This window comes from Spartinivicinus marinus (assembly GCF_026309355.1).
Taxonomy (GTDB): Bacteria; Pseudomonadota; Gammaproteobacteria; order Pseudomonadales; family Zooshikellaceae; genus Spartinivicinus; species Spartinivicinus marinus.
The window spans coordinates 3,228,477-3,245,271 of the sequence record NZ_JAPJZK010000001.1 but is presented as its reverse complement, the minus strand read 5'-3'; the positions used below and the strand labels follow the sequence as shown (position 1 = coordinate 3,245,271).

At 40.8% G+C, this 16,795-nt stretch carries 13 protein-coding genes; 7 read left to right on the top strand and 6 right to left on the bottom strand.

The features are described from left to right. Nucleotides 1-74: 74 nt before the first annotated feature. Entirely contained in the window at nt 75-386 is a 312-nt protein-coding gene (locus OQE68_RS14615) for a c-type cytochrome (protein WP_266195681.1), read from the bottom strand. 315 nt (nt 387-701) lie between these two features. On the opposite strand from OQE68_RS14615, the gene OQE68_RS14610 reads away from it, so the two are divergent. The 3 genes from OQE68_RS14610 to ppk1 all read left to right on the top strand — a co-directional run bounded on the left by OQE68_RS14610 (nt 702) and on the right by ppk1 (nt 4,652). Beyond that, on the top strand, nt 702-1,082 hold the full coding sequence (locus OQE68_RS14610; RefSeq protein WP_180568412.1) for a hypothetical protein: 381 nt from the start codon (nt 702-704) through the stop codon (nt 1,080-1,082). Between the two features lie 99 nt (nt 1,083-1,181). Beyond that, nucleotides 1,182-2,183, top strand: a complete 1,002-nt coding sequence (gene hemB, locus OQE68_RS14605; RefSeq protein WP_180568413.1) for a porphobilinogen synthase — start codon at nt 1,182-1,184, stop codon at nt 2,181-2,183. 300 nt (nt 2,184-2,483) lie between these two features. Next, nucleotides 2,484-4,652: a polyphosphate kinase 1 gene (gene ppk1, locus OQE68_RS14600; RefSeq protein WP_180568414.1), complete on the top strand. Its 2,169-nt coding sequence runs from the start codon at nt 2,484-2,486 to the stop codon at nt 4,650-4,652. A gap of 89 nt (nt 4,653-4,741) precedes the next feature. On the opposite strand, the gene ppx is transcribed toward ppk1, so the two are convergent. Beyond that, nucleotides 4,742-6,256 carry an exopolyphosphatase gene (gene ppx / locus OQE68_RS14595; RefSeq protein ID WP_180568415.1) on the bottom strand — a complete coding sequence of 505 codons (1,515 nt, stop codon included), beginning with the start codon at nt 6,254-6,256 and terminating at the stop codon, nt 4,742-4,744. Between the two features lie 312 nt (nt 6,257-6,568). On the opposite strand from ppx, the gene trxA reads away from it, so the two are divergent. From trxA to OQE68_RS14575, 4 genes are all read left to right on the top strand, one after another. Beyond that, nucleotides 6,569-6,895: a thioredoxin TrxA gene (trxA, locus tag OQE68_RS14590; RefSeq protein WP_180568416.1), complete on the top strand. Its 327-nt coding sequence runs from the start codon at nt 6,569-6,571 to the stop codon at nt 6,893-6,895. A 719-nt stretch (nt 6,896-7,614) separates the two neighbouring features. Next, nucleotides 7,615-8,874 carry a transcription termination factor Rho gene (gene rho, locus OQE68_RS14585; protein WP_180568417.1) on the top strand — a complete coding sequence of 420 codons (1,260 nt, stop codon included), beginning with the start codon at nt 7,615-7,617 and terminating at the stop codon, nt 8,872-8,874. A gap of 121 nt (nt 8,875-8,995) precedes the next feature. After that, complete coding sequence (gene ubiD, locus OQE68_RS14580) at nt 8,996-10,462, top strand: 4-hydroxy-3-polyprenylbenzoate decarboxylase (RefSeq protein WP_180568418.1); 1,467 nt, start codon at nt 8,996-8,998, stop codon at nt 10,460-10,462. A gap of 41 nt (nt 10,463-10,503) precedes the next feature. Further along, on the top strand, nt 10,504-11,223 hold the full coding sequence (locus tag OQE68_RS14575) for a ferredoxin reductase domain-containing protein (protein WP_180568419.1): 720 nt from the start codon (nt 10,504-10,506) through the stop codon (nt 11,221-11,223). Nucleotides 11,224-11,288: 65 nt separating this feature from the next. Here the strand turns inward: OQE68_RS14575 and OQE68_RS14570 are convergent, their stop codons facing one another. The 4 genes from OQE68_RS14570 to OQE68_RS14555 all read right to left on the bottom strand — a co-directional run bounded on the left by OQE68_RS14570 (nt 11,289) and on the right by OQE68_RS14555 (nt 16,733). Continuing rightward, nucleotides 11,289-12,047: a substrate-binding periplasmic protein gene (locus tag OQE68_RS14570; RefSeq protein WP_219340018.1), complete on the bottom strand. Its 759-nt coding sequence runs from the start codon at nt 12,045-12,047 to the stop codon at nt 11,289-11,291. 611 nt (nt 12,048-12,658) lie between these two features. Then, complete coding sequence (locus tag OQE68_RS14565) at nt 12,659-13,420, bottom strand: substrate-binding periplasmic protein (protein ID WP_180568471.1); 762 nt, start codon at nt 13,418-13,420, stop codon at nt 12,659-12,661. 530 nt (nt 13,421-13,950) lie between these two features. Beyond that, nucleotides 13,951-15,186: a heme biosynthesis HemY N-terminal domain-containing protein gene (locus OQE68_RS14560; RefSeq protein WP_180568420.1), complete on the bottom strand. Its 1,236-nt coding sequence runs from the start codon at nt 15,184-15,186 to the stop codon at nt 13,951-13,953. Further along, nucleotides 15,186-16,733: a uroporphyrinogen-III C-methyltransferase gene (locus tag OQE68_RS14555; RefSeq protein ID WP_180568421.1), complete on the bottom strand. Its 1,548-nt coding sequence runs from the start codon at nt 16,731-16,733 to the stop codon at nt 15,186-15,188. The genes OQE68_RS14560 and OQE68_RS14555 overlap by 1 nt, the downstream gene beginning before the upstream one ends. Nucleotides 16,734-16,795: the final 62 nt, after the last annotated feature.

Below are 16,795 nucleotides of genomic sequence, written 5' to 3'. Positions count from 1 at the left end.
CCTAGCCTAAAAATTATTCGCAAAGAGTATACGAAAAAATATTCAGGCTAGAATCTTTTAAAGTGAGCTATACCTTACTGTAAACTGCTGTAGTATGCCGATAAATTTGCAATATCTTCATCAGACAAGCTAGCCGCTTGAGCCTGCATAACAACCGCTTGCCCTCCTTGACGCTGCTTCGCTCGGTAGGCTTTAAGTGAACTTTCCAGATAAGCCTGATTTTGTCCAGCTAAATTGGGATAAATAGGCACCATCGCCACTCCATTTTTTCCGTGGCAAGCAGCGCATACTCCAGCTTTCGCTTTCCCTTTATCTGGGTCTCCTGCAGCAACAGATACACCAGGTAACAACATACTAACTAAGACTAATAGAACCACTCGTTTCACTAGCTTCTCCTCATCTCATCAGGCTTGCTTTTAAAGGCACTATTTTTACAAACTAAAGCCTTTCGCATTTTACAAACCAAAGCCTTTCACAGGTTTTGATTTTTCAACGCTTGGTTTACAAAGACTTTGTCTACAAAAGCTTCGACTGTAAAAATTCCATTTTATTTATTGGTTATTTTGTTAACAATGCGCTCAGTCAAACTTTTACTTTATCACGATTTCTTTATATTGAAAAATGAAGCTAGCTCTACCCCCAAAGAGAATAAAGCACACTATAGTTATAAATAATTAACTAATGACCATGCTGAATTAATAATGCAACTCCTCACTTTACCATTAACCTCTCTCATGGTGTGTTCCAGTTGTAATGCAGACTCTATGCTTTATGAATGTCGCTTTACAACACTTATTGAAAATCAGCAATTTATCCCTTTATTAAGGGACAAAACCCTCTTTTATGTCGACACTCATGCTGGTGCTTTTACTGTGGATGATAACGGGGAAGCGACTGTTGAAAAGGTAACAGCTAACCGCCAAAAAACCTTTATTTTAAATGATAAACTTACTCACTTATCACATGTCACAACTATTAAGGAAAATGGGCTTGCTTATCATGTAAAAAATTTAACATTACTAGGCGAAGATAGCTCGACAATTTTACAAGGACATTGCACGACTCATCAAACCTTTCTATAACCTACCCTCGGCAAGCTCAATAACACCTTATCAGTCCTATATACTAATGCTTAATTCTTATATAATCACAATCGTTTTCCAGTAATCAGGTGATTTGTGATGAAAAGTCAACGCAACTATCCCGCTTGGCGCCCACGTCGTATTAGAACTCATTCATTTTCTCGCCAGCTAACACAAGAACACGCTGTTACGGTTAATGACTTAATTTACCCGATGTTTGTTATTGATGGACAAAACATCTGTCAACCAATTCCATCCATGCCTGGTATACATCGCTACTCAACTGACTTACTGTTAAAAGAAGCAAAAGAAGTACATGCTCTGGGTATCCCGGCAATTGCTCTGTTTCCTGCTCCTGGCGCAGAGAGTAAATCACTAACGGGAGAAGCCGCCTATGCCCCTAATGGACTAATTCAAAGGGCTGTAGCAGCCCTAAAAGAGCAACTGCCAGAATTGGGGGTCATTACTGATGTTGCACTTGACCCTTATACTAGCCATGGCCAAGATGGCATCATTGACCAAGCTGGTTATATTTTAAATGAGCAAACGATTGAGGTTTTAGTTAAGCAGGCCCTATCCCATGCAAAGGCAGGGGCTGATGTGGTCGCCCCCTCTGATATGATGGACGGTCGGGTTGGCGCTATTCGCCAAGCATTGGAACAAGAAGGATTTATTAATACTCAAATTTTGGCTTACTCAGCCAAGTATGCTTCCAATTATTATGGCCCATTCCGTGATGCTGTTGGATCTGCCAGCAATTTAGGGAAGAGTGATAAAAAAACCTACCAAATGGATTTTGCTAATACTGATGAAGCACTCCACGAAGTAGGTCTTGATTTGGCTGAAGGGGCTGACATGGTGATGGTTAAACCAGGTATGCCCTACTTAGATATCGTTAGGCGGATCAAAACGGAGTTTAAAGTGCCAACCTTTGTCTATCAAGTGAGCGGTGAATATGCCATGCATATGGCTGCATTCGAAAAAGGCTGGCTTAACCAAGAAGCGGTCATGATGGAATCATTAATCTGCTTTAAACGCGCGGGGGCAGATGCCATACTAACTTACTTTGCTAAGTCAGCTGCCCAACTGCTGAATCGCTGACGGCCAAAGTGAACTGCTTTTAGATGCGGCCATCAAGTATTGAGCCCAAATAGCTCTTTTAGATAAATTAATGTAGCTACCGCAAGTCTTACCGTAACAGGCTTGCCCCTATGGGATAACAGTCCAAGCTCTCCTTTACGCCCTTGATTAGATAAAAAAGACACATCAAGTGCGGAAGAAGAATACACTCTTATCCCGTATCACATACTAAACTTAATTCCGCCATATAATTTATATATTAATGCAATAATACTTTCAGAAAAATGCTGCAACTGTTTCAGCTAATGAGCAAGGACTATTATGAGCCTAACCCCTGCCACAGGTAATAACTCTCTACAATCTAAAGAGGAACCAACCCCTCCTGAAGTAAGTGACTCTTTAAATAATGAAGAACCACTGAGAATCACTGACTTATCGAACCCAGAATATTATATTAATCGCGAGCTTAGCCATTTACAATTTAATGCTAGGGTATTGGAGCAGCCACTCAATGATAACTACCCTCTATTGGAACGGCTGCGCTTTTTATTAATCTTCAGTAGTAATCTGGATGAGTTTTTTGAAATCAGAGTTGCTGGGTTAAAACAGCAAATCGCCTTTGCTAGAGAAAAGTCCAGTATTGATGGATTGCAACCACAGCAAGCCCTTGACGAAATCAGTCGTATCTGCCACCAAATGGTGCAGCGTCAGTACGAAATTTTAAATGATGTCTTGCTTCCAGCCCTGGCTGAAGAAAATATTCGTTTTTTGCGCCGAAGCCAGCTTAATGCTAAACAGGCCGCTTGGGTAAGCGAGTATTACTATCAGCAAATTATGCCTGTTATTAGCCCAATTGGTTTAGACCCGGCACACCCGTTTCCTCGATTGGCGAATAAAATCCTTAACTTTATTGTCTCCCTTGAAGGCAAAGATGCCTTTGGCCGAGAAACAGGAATGGCCATCATCCCAGCACCACGCTCTTTACCCAGACTGATTAGAATTCCTGATGAGGTTTGTAATGGTGGCGATAACTATATCTTTTTATCATCAATCATTCACCACCATGTTGAAGACTTATTCCCAGGGATGACGGTCACTGGCTGCTATCAGTTTCGATTAACACGTAATAGCGACTTAAGTGTTGACTCAGAAGAAGTGGAAGACTTGGCCCGCGCTTTACAAGGTGAATTATTAGCTCGACGTTATGGTGATGCCGTACGTTTAGAAATAGCTGCCAACTGCCCAAAAGAGTTGTCGACCTTTTTACTGGAACATTTTGGCCTTTCTAGCGATGAGCTTTATGAAATTCAAGGGCCTGTTAACCTCACCCGATTAATGGATATATGCAACGCAAAAGAACGACCTGACTTGTTGTACGTTCCATTTAGTCCTGGGTTTCCTAAAATCATCCAGAAAAAAAATGCGGATATGATGCAGGCTATTCGGCGTAGCGATATTTTATTGCTTCACCCTTTTGAGTCGTTTACCCCTATTGTTGATTTGGTACGACAAGCCGCTAAAGACCCAGAAGTACTGGCTATCAAGCAAACTTTATATCGCACGGGCTCAAACTCAGAGCTAGTTGATGCTTTAGTTGAAGCAGCTAGAAACGGCAAAGAAATCACTGTAGTTATTGAGATTAGAGCCCGCTTTGATGAAGAAGATAACCTACTGTTAGCCAGCCGACTTCAAGAAGCAGGTGCTGTCATTGTATATGGGGTTGTCGGCTATAAAACTCACGCCAAGATGCTACTCATTGTGAGGCGAGAAGGGAAAAAAATGCAGCGTTATGTGCATTTAGGTACAGGTAATTATCATGCAGGCAATGCTCGAATCTATACGGACTACAGCCTGCTAACTTGTGATAAAAGCCTAACTGAAGATGTACATAAAATATTTCAGCAACTCACTGGAATGGGAAAAGTAGTACAACTGAAAAAGCTATTGCATGCCCCTTTTACTCTGAAAAAAAGCTTGGTAGAGCTGATCTATAAAGAGGCTCATAATGCTAAAGAAGGCAAGCCAGCCCATATTATTATTAAGGTAAACGCACTTACCGAAACAAAAGTGATGAAGGCTTTGTTTCGAGCTTCCCAAGTTGGCGTTAAGATCGACTTGATCATCCGTGGTATCTGCTGTCTTCGCCCAGGCATTCCAGGCTTATCTGAAAATATAAGGGTTCGCTCAATTGTTGGCCGCTTTTTAGAACACACCCGAGTATATTATTTTCAAAATGATGATGCGCCCAAGGTTTACTGCGCCAGTGCAGACTGGATGGAGCGCAATCTGGATAACCGAATCGAAACCTGTTTTCCTATCGAGAACCCCAAACTGGTCAGTCGGGTTAAGCGCGAGCTGGATATCTATCTGACAGATAACTGTATGAGCTGGCAACTACAAAGTGATGGTAGCTATACACTCAACACCCCAGGTGAAGGGGAAGACAACATCAATGTCCAACAGAAGTTGTTAGAGAAGTTAGGAAGTTAACGCTGCTTAAGCCCCCTTTTTCAAAGGGGGAAGCTAGTTTGTATCATATCTAATTCCACCTTTTTGGAAGAAGGCTGAGCAAGGAAATACTACTCCGCTATCAACTGATAACCTGCCTTGGCAAAATACTTTTTCTCCCCTTCAAAGTCAGCTTCTGTTAGTGGGTGCTGCTCAAGCCAGCCAGCGCCTAGTGATACTTTCAGCCAGTCAGGTCCAGCTGTGACAGTATATTCAGGCAGTACTTCATCCAAACGAATATGGTTTAACACAATTGACAGTCGCAATAACATACATAGCTTTTTTAGCCGAGTCGCTAAACCAGGAGGGAATTCAGCTAGTAGATCCAAGGGAAAGGAACGACGGTGACCACGTACCAAAGCAGCTAGTTGCTGTTGGTAATCCTTAGAGAAACCCAGTAAGTCAGAATGATTGATTACATAAGCACCATGCTTATGAAACTGGGTGTGCGAGATATCCAAGCCAATTTCATGAATAAGTGCCGCCCAGTTAAGTAACTCACGATCTACTTTTTCTAAGTGCCACTGATCAGCTACATAATCAAAACACATTAGAGCATGGCGAGCGACTCGGCGAGCATGCTGCCTATCAACATGATAGCGCTTCATTAAAGCGGTAATAGTACGCTCTCTAACATCTTCGTGACGCAATCGGCCTACCATGTCATATAGCAATCCTTCCCTTAGCGCGCCTTCTGAATAGTTCATTCGATCTATTTTAAAAGCGTCAAACACTGCCATTAAGATTGCCAGACCTGCAGGAAAGATACTGACACGTTCAGGCTTTAAACCTTCAAGCATCATTTTGTCAATATGGCCAACACTGACAATATACTTACGCAGCTCCTCCATACCCTCAGCCGTAATACCCGTACTGGTTAAGCCTTTTGCAAGCAAAACATTTTGTATAGATTTTACCGTTCCAGATGAGCCAATCACATCTTCCCAGCCAGCCTCTTTGTAAGGAGCGGCTATATTTAAAAGCTCCAGGCGAGCAGCATAATAGGCTTCCTGAAACTGTCTGCTGGTAATGGTGCCACCCTCAAAAAATTGCTGACTGTACACTACACACCCCATATGCAAGCTTTCGAGCAACTGAGGTTCAAAGCGCTGACCAATAATAAACTCTGTACTTCCTCCGCCAATATCCACCACTAACCGGCGCCCCAAGTCATCTGCCTGAGTGTGAGAGACACCAAGATAAATTAAACGTGCTTCTTCCCTACCAGAGATAACGTCTATAGGGTGGCTAAGAATTTCTTGAGCACGTTTAATAAAATCATCACGATTGTGGGCCACTCTAAGCGCATTCGTGCCTACCACTCGCACCTTACCCACCTCTAAGTGCTTAGTGTATTGAGCGAATCGCCTCAAGCAGTCAAGGCCGCGCTGCTGGGCTTCTTCACTTAAATAGTCATCATCGTCAAGCCCCGCAGCCAACTGGACTTTTTCCCCCAGTCGTTCCAACGGTCTTATTTCTCCTTGGTCCAAACGAGCCACAATCATGTGGAAGCTATTTGAACCAAGATCAATTGCAGCAATTAAACACTGGTCAGAGTGATTTGAGCGAGATATCCTTGCGGTCATTAGCTATGCCAATAATTTCAATGACAAAGTGATATAGCTTAACAAAATAAACCACTGGTTAGGGATAGTTTCGGCATATTTTGTTTCCTACTATTTGCAAACCTACAATTTACAAGTCTGTTATTTGCAAACCTGTTATTTGCAAGCACAATAGTCGTAAAGGAAAGCAACTGTCGAATACAACGTTACCCCTCATAGTTTCTCGACTATGGACTATATAGCTTCTCAGCCATATAGCTTCTCAGCTGTTACGGCACAGTGCTATGATAGGGGCAATTGACTGACTTGCAATAAATGCTGGAGATTTCAACAATGAGCGAACATATCATTAATGTAACGGATCAAAGTTTTGATCAAGATGTACTCAATGCCGAAGGGCCGGTTCTTGTCGACTATTGGGCAGAATGGTGTGGGCCATGCAAAATGATCACTCCCATTCTTGATGAAATTGCTAACGAATATAAAGACCGCCTGAAAGTATGTAAATTGAACATCGACGATAATGAAGAGACGCCTCCTAAGTACGGTGTTCGTGGTATACCAACTCTCATGTTGTTTAAGAATGGTAATGTAGAGGCCACCAAAGTTGGCGCCCTTTCAAAAAGTCAGCTTGTAGCATTTCTGGAAGGCAACCTCTAAAAGAAAGGCTTTAAAGGGGGAATCCCCCCCCTTTCTGCTTCGTTAATAACAACCGCAGTTATCCTACAGCCCTTGGTACTTCTGAGGATTGACTTCAACTTTTGGTATTTATCCAATTATTTTTCAATTAATACTGGACTTAAATCTCGACAGTTTCTATTATTCAGTGTTAGATTAACCTTAATAACCACCGTTACTCATAAATCTATAGTCGTTAAATATTCACATATAGATGTCAATCGTATATAAATAGCAAGCAAGCGTCTTATATAATGACAAGCATCTTAATAATGAAGACTGTTATATAATTGGCGATCTGTAGATTAAGTTACTCTCACTATTTAAACCGCCTTATAGATAGGTCTTGCGGATAAATATGGTTACTCTTCACACAGCTGTGAATAACACCACTGTGTATAAAGAGTATTTTATAAAGAGACACTTATTAGAGGCACCTATAAAAAGGTTCTTATATAAGAGGTTTTATAAAGAGTTGCTTATAAAAACTACAGTGATTAATAATCCGAGTAACTCAAAATGATAACGGCGACCAACTACCACTTAGCTACAGCTAAGAAATAATCAGGCGATAGAAGGTAGAGGTTATTTAAAGCAATCCAGACAAATTAATCTTAACGCTACCCAAACCAGAGAGCAGTTCCTCCGTTGCATTCAGCATCTACAGAGAGTTACCTTTCATCAACGTATCTTAGTTTACTATGAACCTTACCGAGCTAAAGCAAAAATCCGTTCCTGAATTATTAAAATTAGCCACCGAGATGGGGCTTGATAACCTAGCCCGCTCTCGTAAACAGGATGTCATCTTTACCATATTAAAACGCCATGCGCGCAGTGGTGAAGATATCTATGGCGATGGAGTATTAGAAATTCTGCAAGACGGTTTTGGCTTCTTGCGTTCTTCTGATAGTTCTTATCTAGCCGGTCCTGACGATATCTACGTTTCACCTAGCCAAATCCGCCGCTTTAATCTGCGCACTGGTGATACCGTATCAGGAAAAATTCGTCCACCTAAAGATGGTGAGCGCTATTTTGCACTTTTAAAGGTTAACGAAATCAATTTCGATAAACCTGAAAATGCAAAAAATAAAATTCTTTTTGAAAATCTCACACCATTGTTTCCTCAAGAACGATTAACAATGGAAGCAGGCAACGGCTCAACAGAAGACCTCACTGCCCGCATAATTGACTTAGTTGCTCCCTTTGGTAAAGGCCAACGCGGCTTGATTGTATCACCACCAAAGGCGGGTAAAACCCTAATGCTGCAAAATATTGCATCTAATATTGCCCGTAACAATCCAGAATGCCACCTAATTGTACTATTGATTGACGAGCGTCCAGAGGAAGTAACAGAAATGGCTCGCTCAGTTCGAGGTGAAGTCGTTGCCAGTACTTTTGACGAGCCTCCCGCTCGCCATGTTCAAGTGGCAGAAATGGTGATTGAAAAAGCTAAACGACTGGTTGAGCATAAAAAAGATGTCGTTATTTTACTTGACTCTATTACTCGTTTAGCCCGTGCCTACAACACTGTTATTCCTTCATCAGGTAAAGTATTAACAGGTGGTGTGGATGCTCATGCCCTAGAGCGACCAAAACGTTTCTTTGGTGCAGCCCGTAATATAGAAGAAGGTGGCAGCTTAACCATTATGGCTACCGCATTAGTTGATACCGGTTCAAAAATGGATGAAGTTATTTTTGAAGAATTTAAAGGAACCGGTAATATGGAATTACACCTAGATAGAAAAATATCTGAAAAACGTGTATTCCCTGCTATTGGCATCACCCGCTCCGGTACTCGTCGTGAAGACTTACTGACAACCGAAGAAGAGCTACAACGGATGTGGATTTTACGCAAAATTCTGCACCCTATGGATGAAATTTCTGCGGTTGAATTCTTATTAGACCGGATGAAAGACACCAAAACCAACGAAGAATTCTTCCAATCAATGAAACGGAAGTAACTTTCAAAGCAAGAGAAGTTTTTAAAACTTCTCTTGCTTTAATTTTCCTCTCTCCTAATTAATGACTCCTCAATTCCTATATTTACTCAAAATATGCCAATAGCTATCGCCAGGGGTATTAATGAAATATAAAGACCTGCGAGACTTCATTTCCCAACTAGAAAAACAAGGCGAATTAAAACGCATCTATACGCCAGTTGATCCTTATCTGGAAATGACTGAAATTGCCGACCGCACCCTTCAAAAAGGCGGCCCTGCATTATTATTTGAAAACCCCAAAGGTTTTAATATACCTGTTCTGGCCAACTTGTTTGGTACTGCTGACCGAGTAGCCATGGGAATGGGAGCAAAAAACACCCAAGCACTTACCGAAATCGGTGAATTATTAGCTTTTTTAAAAGAGCCTGAACCACCCAAAGGAATGAAAGATGCCTGGGAAAAATTACCTATTTTTCGCCAAGTAATGAATATGGGACCCAAGTTGGTTAAAACAGCTCCCTGCCAACAAGTCATCATTAGCAAAGAAGATGTAGATTTAACTACCCTCCCAATTCAAACCTGCTGGCCAGGTGATGCCGGCCCATTAATTACCTGGCCTCTAGTGGTTACCAAAGGTCCTAATAAAACCCGGCAAAACTTAGGGATTTACCGTCAGCAAGTAATTGGTCGCAATAAGGTTATTATGCGCTGGCTTTCCCACCGCGGTGGAGCATTGGATTTTAAAGAGTGGCAAGCCGCACACCCTGGTGAACCTTTCCCTGTAGCAGTTGCCCTGGGAGCAGACCCTGCCACTATTTTAGGGGCTGTTACACCAGTACCCGACACTTTATCTGAATATGCTTTTGCTGGGTTATTAAGAGGCAGTAAAACCGAATTGGTTCGTTGCATTAACCATGACTTAGAAGTACCTGCTTCTGCCGAAATTATTTTAGAAGGTTATATTTATCCTAATGAAATGGCTGATGAAGGTCCATTTGGTGATCATACTGGCTATTATAATGAAGTAGATCAATTTCCTGTATTTACAGTTGAAGCTATTACTCACCGCAAACAACCCATTTATCACAGCACATACACCGGTCGACCACCTGATGAACCAGCCATTTTAGGTGTAGCACTAAATGAAGTGTTTGTTCCTATATTGAAAAAGCAATTCCCTGAAATTGTCGATTTTTATTTGCCTCCCGAAGGCTGTTCTTATCGACTTGCTGTTATATCAATAAAAAAACAATATCCTGGACACGCCAAACGAGTCATGCTCGGTATCTGGTCGTATTTAAGACAGTTTATGTATACCAAATTTGTCATTGTTACAGACGATGATATTGATATTAGAAGCTGGCAAGATGTTATTTGGGCAATGACCACCCGGATGGACCCCAAACGAGACATGACCTTTATTGAAAATACCCCTATAGACTACCTGGACTTTGCCTCACCAGTATCAGGCCTAGGATCGAAGGTTGGCCTTGATGCAACAAATAAATGGCCAGGGGAAACTAACCGGGAATGGGGTACTGCCATCACAATGTCTGCTGAAGTAAAGCAGCGAATTGATGAGTTATGGCCCGAGCTTGGTATAGACTAACGAAAAAAGCAGAGCGAAAATAAGTTTGGAGTGCATACGTAGTGACAATTCACACCCTTCCTATTCTTCAAGTCCACCAGCCTCATAACAATATTTATCGAGTGGAACTCGACACTTCTGCTCACCCAGATATTCAGTTTTTTCCTGGTCAATATTTAGAAGTCATTTTACCTGATGAGAGCCGCTGCCCATTATCTATTGCCAGTGCGCCCTGCTCCATGCACACCAACCAATGGCTAGAACTCCATATTCAGCATCAGTTTACTAGCAACCTATCCAATCAGCTTGTTCATATTATTCAAAGCCAACCAGAAATAACCGTGGATATTGCCAAGGGTAATTGCTACTTGAGCCATCCCCCTACTCACCCTTTAGTATTTATAGCTGCAGGCACAGGATTTGCTCAAGTGAAAAGCATGATCGAACATTGCCTAAGCTTCAAGCATAATCAGCCACTTTTTCTGTATTGGGGAGTTAGAAAAATGTGTGATTTTTACCTGCTTGACGTGCCTAACCGCTGGGCTCAGCAAGGCAAGGTAGAGTTTCATCCAGTCGTTAGTGAAGATGATATTTCAGGAGTAGTACAACGCGCCGGGTTATTAGTTGATGCTGTAATTGAAGATTTAAGTAACTTTCCTGAAGCTCACTACTACATCAGTGGATCCCCACAAATGGTCTATGCCAGCTTGGACCGCCTAACAGCAGAAGGAGTGGATGAAAGTCATGTCCATTCGGATGTATTTGATTACGCACCAAGGTAAATATAGTTAGGTAGTCCATGCGCAAAATAACTTGCGCATGGACCACTAGCTCTAATAAAAATACTCTACAGATAACGTCTGGCTAACAGGTCATATGTCCCATCTTTTATCATATTATCCAGCGCTTGTTGTAAAGCACGGGTTATTCTACCTGGTGTTTCTTTATTAAACGCTAAATACATTTCTGTCTTTTTGAAAGTTAACAAAGGTTTTAAACCAACAATTCCTTCTTGAGATGCAAAATAAACACCTGACAAATGCCCAGAAGCCCATAAGTCAATTTTATCAGACATTAACTTAACCGCATTTTCATTATCTCTAAACGATGTGATTATTTGAAAGCCTACTGATTCTAAGTAGTTAGCCAAAGCATCACCTTTGTAGCCTCCTACCCGCAGCTGTTTAGCATCATCCAATTTGGTTAGTTTAATTTCACTATCAGGCTTTGCTAAAAATACCCATTTATTCACCACCAAAGGACCCACCCACTTAAACAGGTCTTCACGTTCAGGCGTACGAGTAGTTGAAAATAATCCATAATTTGGTTTTTCCAGGGTTAACCTAAAAATCCTTTTCCATGGAAAACGTAATGTTAATGAGTAATTTATATTAGCTCGCTTAAACATTTCACGTACGATTTCTGTCGAAAGACCAGTAATATTATCTCCTCGTGCAAAATTTTTCTTATTAGTGCTCATATTAAAGGGAGGGTAATTCTCTGTTAGAAGCACTACTTTATCTTCAGGCCCTGCATTGACAGATGTTGCTAGTAAGCAAACGTATACTGCCAATAATAAACGACATATCCAGCAGCTATTTCTCACTGACTTATCCCCCTCGGCTGTTGAACTACTAGCATTTGTATATGCAATTTTTTTGTTAGACGACACAACCCACATCAATATCAAAAGCTGCTTACCACCTAGTACTACATTTACCCATCACCTAATGCAAACCAACTGAAGTACTTGTATGGTATAAAACAACTGAGTGATAACTTACTTTCAAATTTGACCCAATTACACTGATAATTGTATTTTTTATTAAACAAGCGAAGAGTATAACAAAATACTCTACCTATTTTTACTGGCAATTGAAACTGAACAAACTAACGTGGCGTATGATACAGCCTGATTTCTAATTGAAAAGCAAAAATTCAGTTTTACTTTTAGCTACAAAAATTAAAATAGTAAACTAACTTTCCTATAAGAAACTTTATTTCTTATAGGTATCTAGTCAGCCTTGGAGGTAGCTTGAAGGAATCTAAACTGGAACAAATGTCACTGATTTGGAGGAAAGTATTAGAAAGGTATTTATATCAAGCATTCGTGGAAAGCGTATAAAACTCCCATACGGGAGCTTTATATGCAATTACAAATTATTTGTTTAGTTTTATTGTTTGGCAACACTTTACATGCTAACTCTTATGTATACATTATAAATAGTCATTTGTTAGCGTTTGGTGAGTACCATCTCGCACCATCTCATCCAATGCATTCTGTAAGACATCAATTACTTCATCTGAAGTTTCTTTATTAAATGCCAGGTACATTTCTGTAGATTTAAAAGTCAGCACATTCTTTAGGTTCTCAACACCTTCCAGTTGAGCCAGGTAACGACCTGAAAGGTTACCAGTTGCCCATAGGTCAATTCTGCCATCCACTAATTTCGCCACGTTTTCATTGTCTCTAAATGACAGCACCAAATTAAAGCCATTATTTTCAAGGTGATTTGCAATAGCATCCCCCTTATAGCCACCTATTCGGTACTTCCTTGCCTCATTTAAGTTTCTCAGGCGAATTGGTTTATTGTTTAAAGTAAGAAACACCCATTCGTTGACAACCAGAGGGCCAACCCATTTAAATAAATCTTCTCTTGCTTCAGTTCGAGTGGTTGAGAATAATCCATAGTTTCGTTTTTGCTGGGTAAGTTTATATATTCTACTCCAAGGAAAGCGTAAGCTTAATCTATATTTCACACCTGCGCGCTTGAACATTTCCCTAACAATATCAGTTGATAACCCATCAATATTATCCTCCCTAGCAAAATTCTTATCATTTACACTCATATTAAAAGGAGGATAGTTTTCGGTAAGCAGGATAATCGTGGTTCGGGGGTTGATTTCTGCTTTGGCTACACCCAAGCAAAATAGTAAAGGCCATAATACGAGCAACTTCAAAAAGTGTCTATAATTCATTTTCATTCTCACTTTGCTGGCTTTTTAAGCTATACTCAAAGCTTTGAGTAATTCCCTCCTTTATTTCACCAATCCCTGTGGGCCACCTGCATATCTATTATTTATAAGCTTCTTTCTAGAATACACTATAGTGCAATGCAACTAATTTTCCGTAACCATATAAAACCAATAGCAAATTTCAAGTAGTACTCTAAAATCAATTGATAATAATAGTTGGTAACTAATGCTTATCACCGATAACCATTGCGAACGAAATTTTATTTATGATTATTAAATTTATTTTCTGAAAAAATGTGACAAATTATTGTCAACTAGTCAACAATAATACTTATGACAGTTTAAACTAGATAATATCGTTACCATTACCAACCACAATATAACCCTATATCTGTAGAAAATAACCAAGGGATTAATTACAGACTCTAATAGACAAATGATAACCATCATGTGCTACAGGCCACTAAAAATGTAACCTGCAGCGATTTAGGCGAGAAAATATAGACAAGTGGTATGAATAATAGCTTTGACCTTTAAGATGATAGTGCAACTAGCTGACGACGCTGATCCACTAAAGCCAAGCCTTCTGCTAAATATTGAGTACTTTCCTCCACTCGGCCTTTTTTAGCAAAAACTTTGCTCAACTCGATATAAGCAGCTTCCGTTTTATGAAGTTGCAAACTTTCTCGTAATGCCTGTTCAGCTTTGTCTAGCTGATTTGCGTGTAAATACAACCGGCCCTGCGCCAAAGCTACCTCAGGGTACTTGCTATATTCACTGCGAAGCTCCTCAATAAAGGTCAGCTGAGCATTTAAGTCTTCTCCTTTGGCTAGTCCGTAAAGCTCGACCAATTCAGCATCATAATTTCTTTCTAAGGCTTTACGTAGCTCTTTTTCTGCATAACCTGTTGCTCCGACTTTTATTAATCCCCTGGTATAGGCTGCCAACACAGCAGGTATTTTACGCAGTTTGCGAGGAACATTAGACCACGCCTCTTCTAGCAAACCAATTCGTTTACTGACATTGTCACCAACGCTCTGGCATTTGGCGATAGCTTTATTCAACTGGCAAATAGAGGCTTGCTGTTGTAATGCTTGATACTCTTCTTCATCCACTACATGGCGTTTACGCAAGTCAGGTAGCAGCTCTGTCAACTGTTCCCATTCATGCAGCTTGACATAAACTTGCTTAAGCAGCTTAAGCACATATTGATGACGTGGTTTGTGTCGACGAATCTCTTCCAAGGTAGCAAGTGCCTGCTCCCATTGACCATTAGCTAATTGAATTTGCGCCTGGGTAATGCCAATACCAATTTTCCCATTAGGTACCTGATCATCCGCTTTACGCAGATATTCAATAACTGTATTGCTATCTCCAATTTCATTGGCCGCTCTAGCAGCCGTGAGATAATTAATTAATGGCGCTTCACCTTGATCAGCTGCTTTACCCAACAACCTGCCTGCTTGCTCCCACTCACCATTTATCAACAGATCCAAACCTTTTGAAGAATACCGCTTAGCCCTTTTTAGCTTACTGGCTGAGGTGACTGGCACTAAAAAACCAACGGAGCGTAAGGAAGTAATAGCAACTCGTTTTAACAGGTTATAAATAATAACGGCTAATACAATGACGGCAAAAAACATCCACACACTGGTTTCAAAAGACATATCGCCATAGGCAATCAATACATAACCACTGTCATGTACTATCCCCAACGACACAGCACCAGCCAAAATAAATAATAACAACAGTTTTGTAAAAGCCTTCATTAGTGTGCCTCCCCACTCAGGTTAACACTAATGGATTGTTGACTAGACTTGGCGACTTCTTCATCCTTACGCGGTAGCTTGCCTTTATGTAGACGATGAAGCTCATCAATGTATTGTTTGGTAGCTTTCAATGAACCAGATATATCTGGCAATTTGGGATTTAATTTTATCGCAGCTAATTGCTTCAGCTGCTTATTAATAGCAGCGACTTTAGTACTCTCATAAATAAAATATTCTTTCAGCCAACTTGCTGCCTTCTCTAAGCTATTACTATAAATCAGCTGGTTTTGTTGCAACAACGCTAATTGAGCCTGCTCAAACATCATGCGCAGATTTTGCCGTAAAAACAATTCTTCTTTAGGTGTTAACAAGACTTGTACAGGCTTATCTCGGCTAATATTGATACGCAAATGATCGCTAAAATTACTCCAGGTTTGTTTTAGTTTTGCAGAAACCTTATCAGAAAAGCCGGTATCTGCTTGTTCTACTTTTTTAGCAGGCGCCGATTGGCTTTTTTGATAATCCGAAACAGGCATCAAGGGAAGTTCCATTACTTGACTCACCAATGCACTTATCTTCAAGTATGTACCTTCTACATCTGTTTGCTCAACCGCTCTTACGGCAGCCAAGTCATTTGCTAACGCCTCTCTAACACTATACAGCGAATAGTTATCCAGCCCTCTTAAAATAGCATCTGCACTAACTAAAATAGCTTCAACACCACGGATATCACCTTCAGTTAATAGCCGCTGATTAGCCAGACGTAACATGTATTCTACTTCTGCTAACTGCCAGTCATCCCGACTTGTGCCTTGCATTTGATTAAATTGACGTCGTAAATTACTGATGTTTTCTGCTACTCCCAATACATCTTGCTTGAGCTTCTGTTCTGTACTGCTTAGCTGTTGTTGTTGCTGGGTCAATTGAGCAGATACTTCGTCAACCTGGCTGCTCATCTGTTGCCTTGCTGCATTCACTGATTCTGCAAGTTTTGATTCAACCTTAGCAGCTTCGGCCTGACTCACTTCAACTGGGTTAAACGACTGCTTTTTATCAAAAAAATAACGAACATCGTAATCGAGATAAGCAATGCCTCCGACACCAACCAATGCAGCCAGGCTTATCGCTAAGGCTACTGGACCACTCCACCCCCGCTTGACTACTGTTGCAGCTGACTGAGTATTTGACTCTAAGTTATTATTACCCACAGGCTGAGCGGTTGAATTCGTTGACGTTTGTCCAGCCTCACCTTGGGCTGATGCAGAAGAAGTAAGTGGTGTCAGTGGTTCCCGTGCTGATTTTGTCTCAGACTCTGTTTTTTTCTCAGACTCTGTTGTTGCAGCTGCCTGATATTTATTACTAGTACTATCACCTTTACTTAAATCAGCTGGTGACTGCTCTTCAGTTACAGCTGACTTGCTTTCCGTCGTCTGAGATTGCGTCGTCTGAGATTGTTTTGACTGCTTTTTTTGCTTGGATAGCTGCTCTTTGGCATTGCCTGACGATTTCGCGTCAGTAGGTTTATTTCCATTTGTGTTGTTTGTCATTTATCTAGATACCAAATGCTTTCAACTTGTAAATGTAAATTAACCTGGATGACCCATAAAGT

What these genes read in the sequence shown, in the direction of transcription:
- OQE68_RS14610 (WP_180568412.1), top strand. Translation starts at nt 702, where the DNA reads ATGCAACTCCTCACTTTACCATTAACCTCTCTCATGGTGTGTTCCAGT.
- hemB (WP_180568413.1), top strand. Translation starts at nt 1,182, where the DNA reads ATGAAAAGTCAACGCAACTATCCCGCTTGGCGCCCACGTCGTATTAGA.
- ppk1 (WP_180568414.1), top strand. Translation starts at nt 2,484, where the DNA reads ATGAGCCTAACCCCTGCCACAGGTAATAACTCTCTACAATCTAAAGAG.
- ppx (WP_180568415.1), bottom strand. Translation starts at nt 6,256, where the DNA reads ATGACCGCAAGGATATCTCGCTCAAATCACTCTGACCAGTGTTTAATT.
- trxA (WP_180568416.1), top strand. Translation starts at nt 6,569, where the DNA reads ATGAGCGAACATATCATTAATGTAACGGATCAAAGTTTTGATCAAGAT.
- rho (WP_180568417.1), top strand. Translation starts at nt 7,615, where the DNA reads ATGAACCTTACCGAGCTAAAGCAAAAATCCGTTCCTGAATTATTAAAA.
- ubiD (WP_180568418.1), top strand. Translation starts at nt 8,996, where the DNA reads ATGAAATATAAAGACCTGCGAGACTTCATTTCCCAACTAGAAAAACAA.
- OQE68_RS14565 (WP_180568471.1), bottom strand. Translation starts at nt 13,420, where the DNA reads ATGAATTATAGACACTTTTTGAAGTTGCTCGTATTATGGCCTTTACTA.
- OQE68_RS14560 (WP_180568420.1), bottom strand. Translation starts at nt 15,186, where the DNA reads ATGAAGGCTTTTACAAAACTGTTGTTATTATTTATTTTGGCTGGTGCT.
- OQE68_RS14555 (WP_180568421.1), bottom strand. Translation starts at nt 16,733, where the DNA reads ATGACAAACAACACAAATGGAAATAAACCTACTGACGCGAAATCGTCA.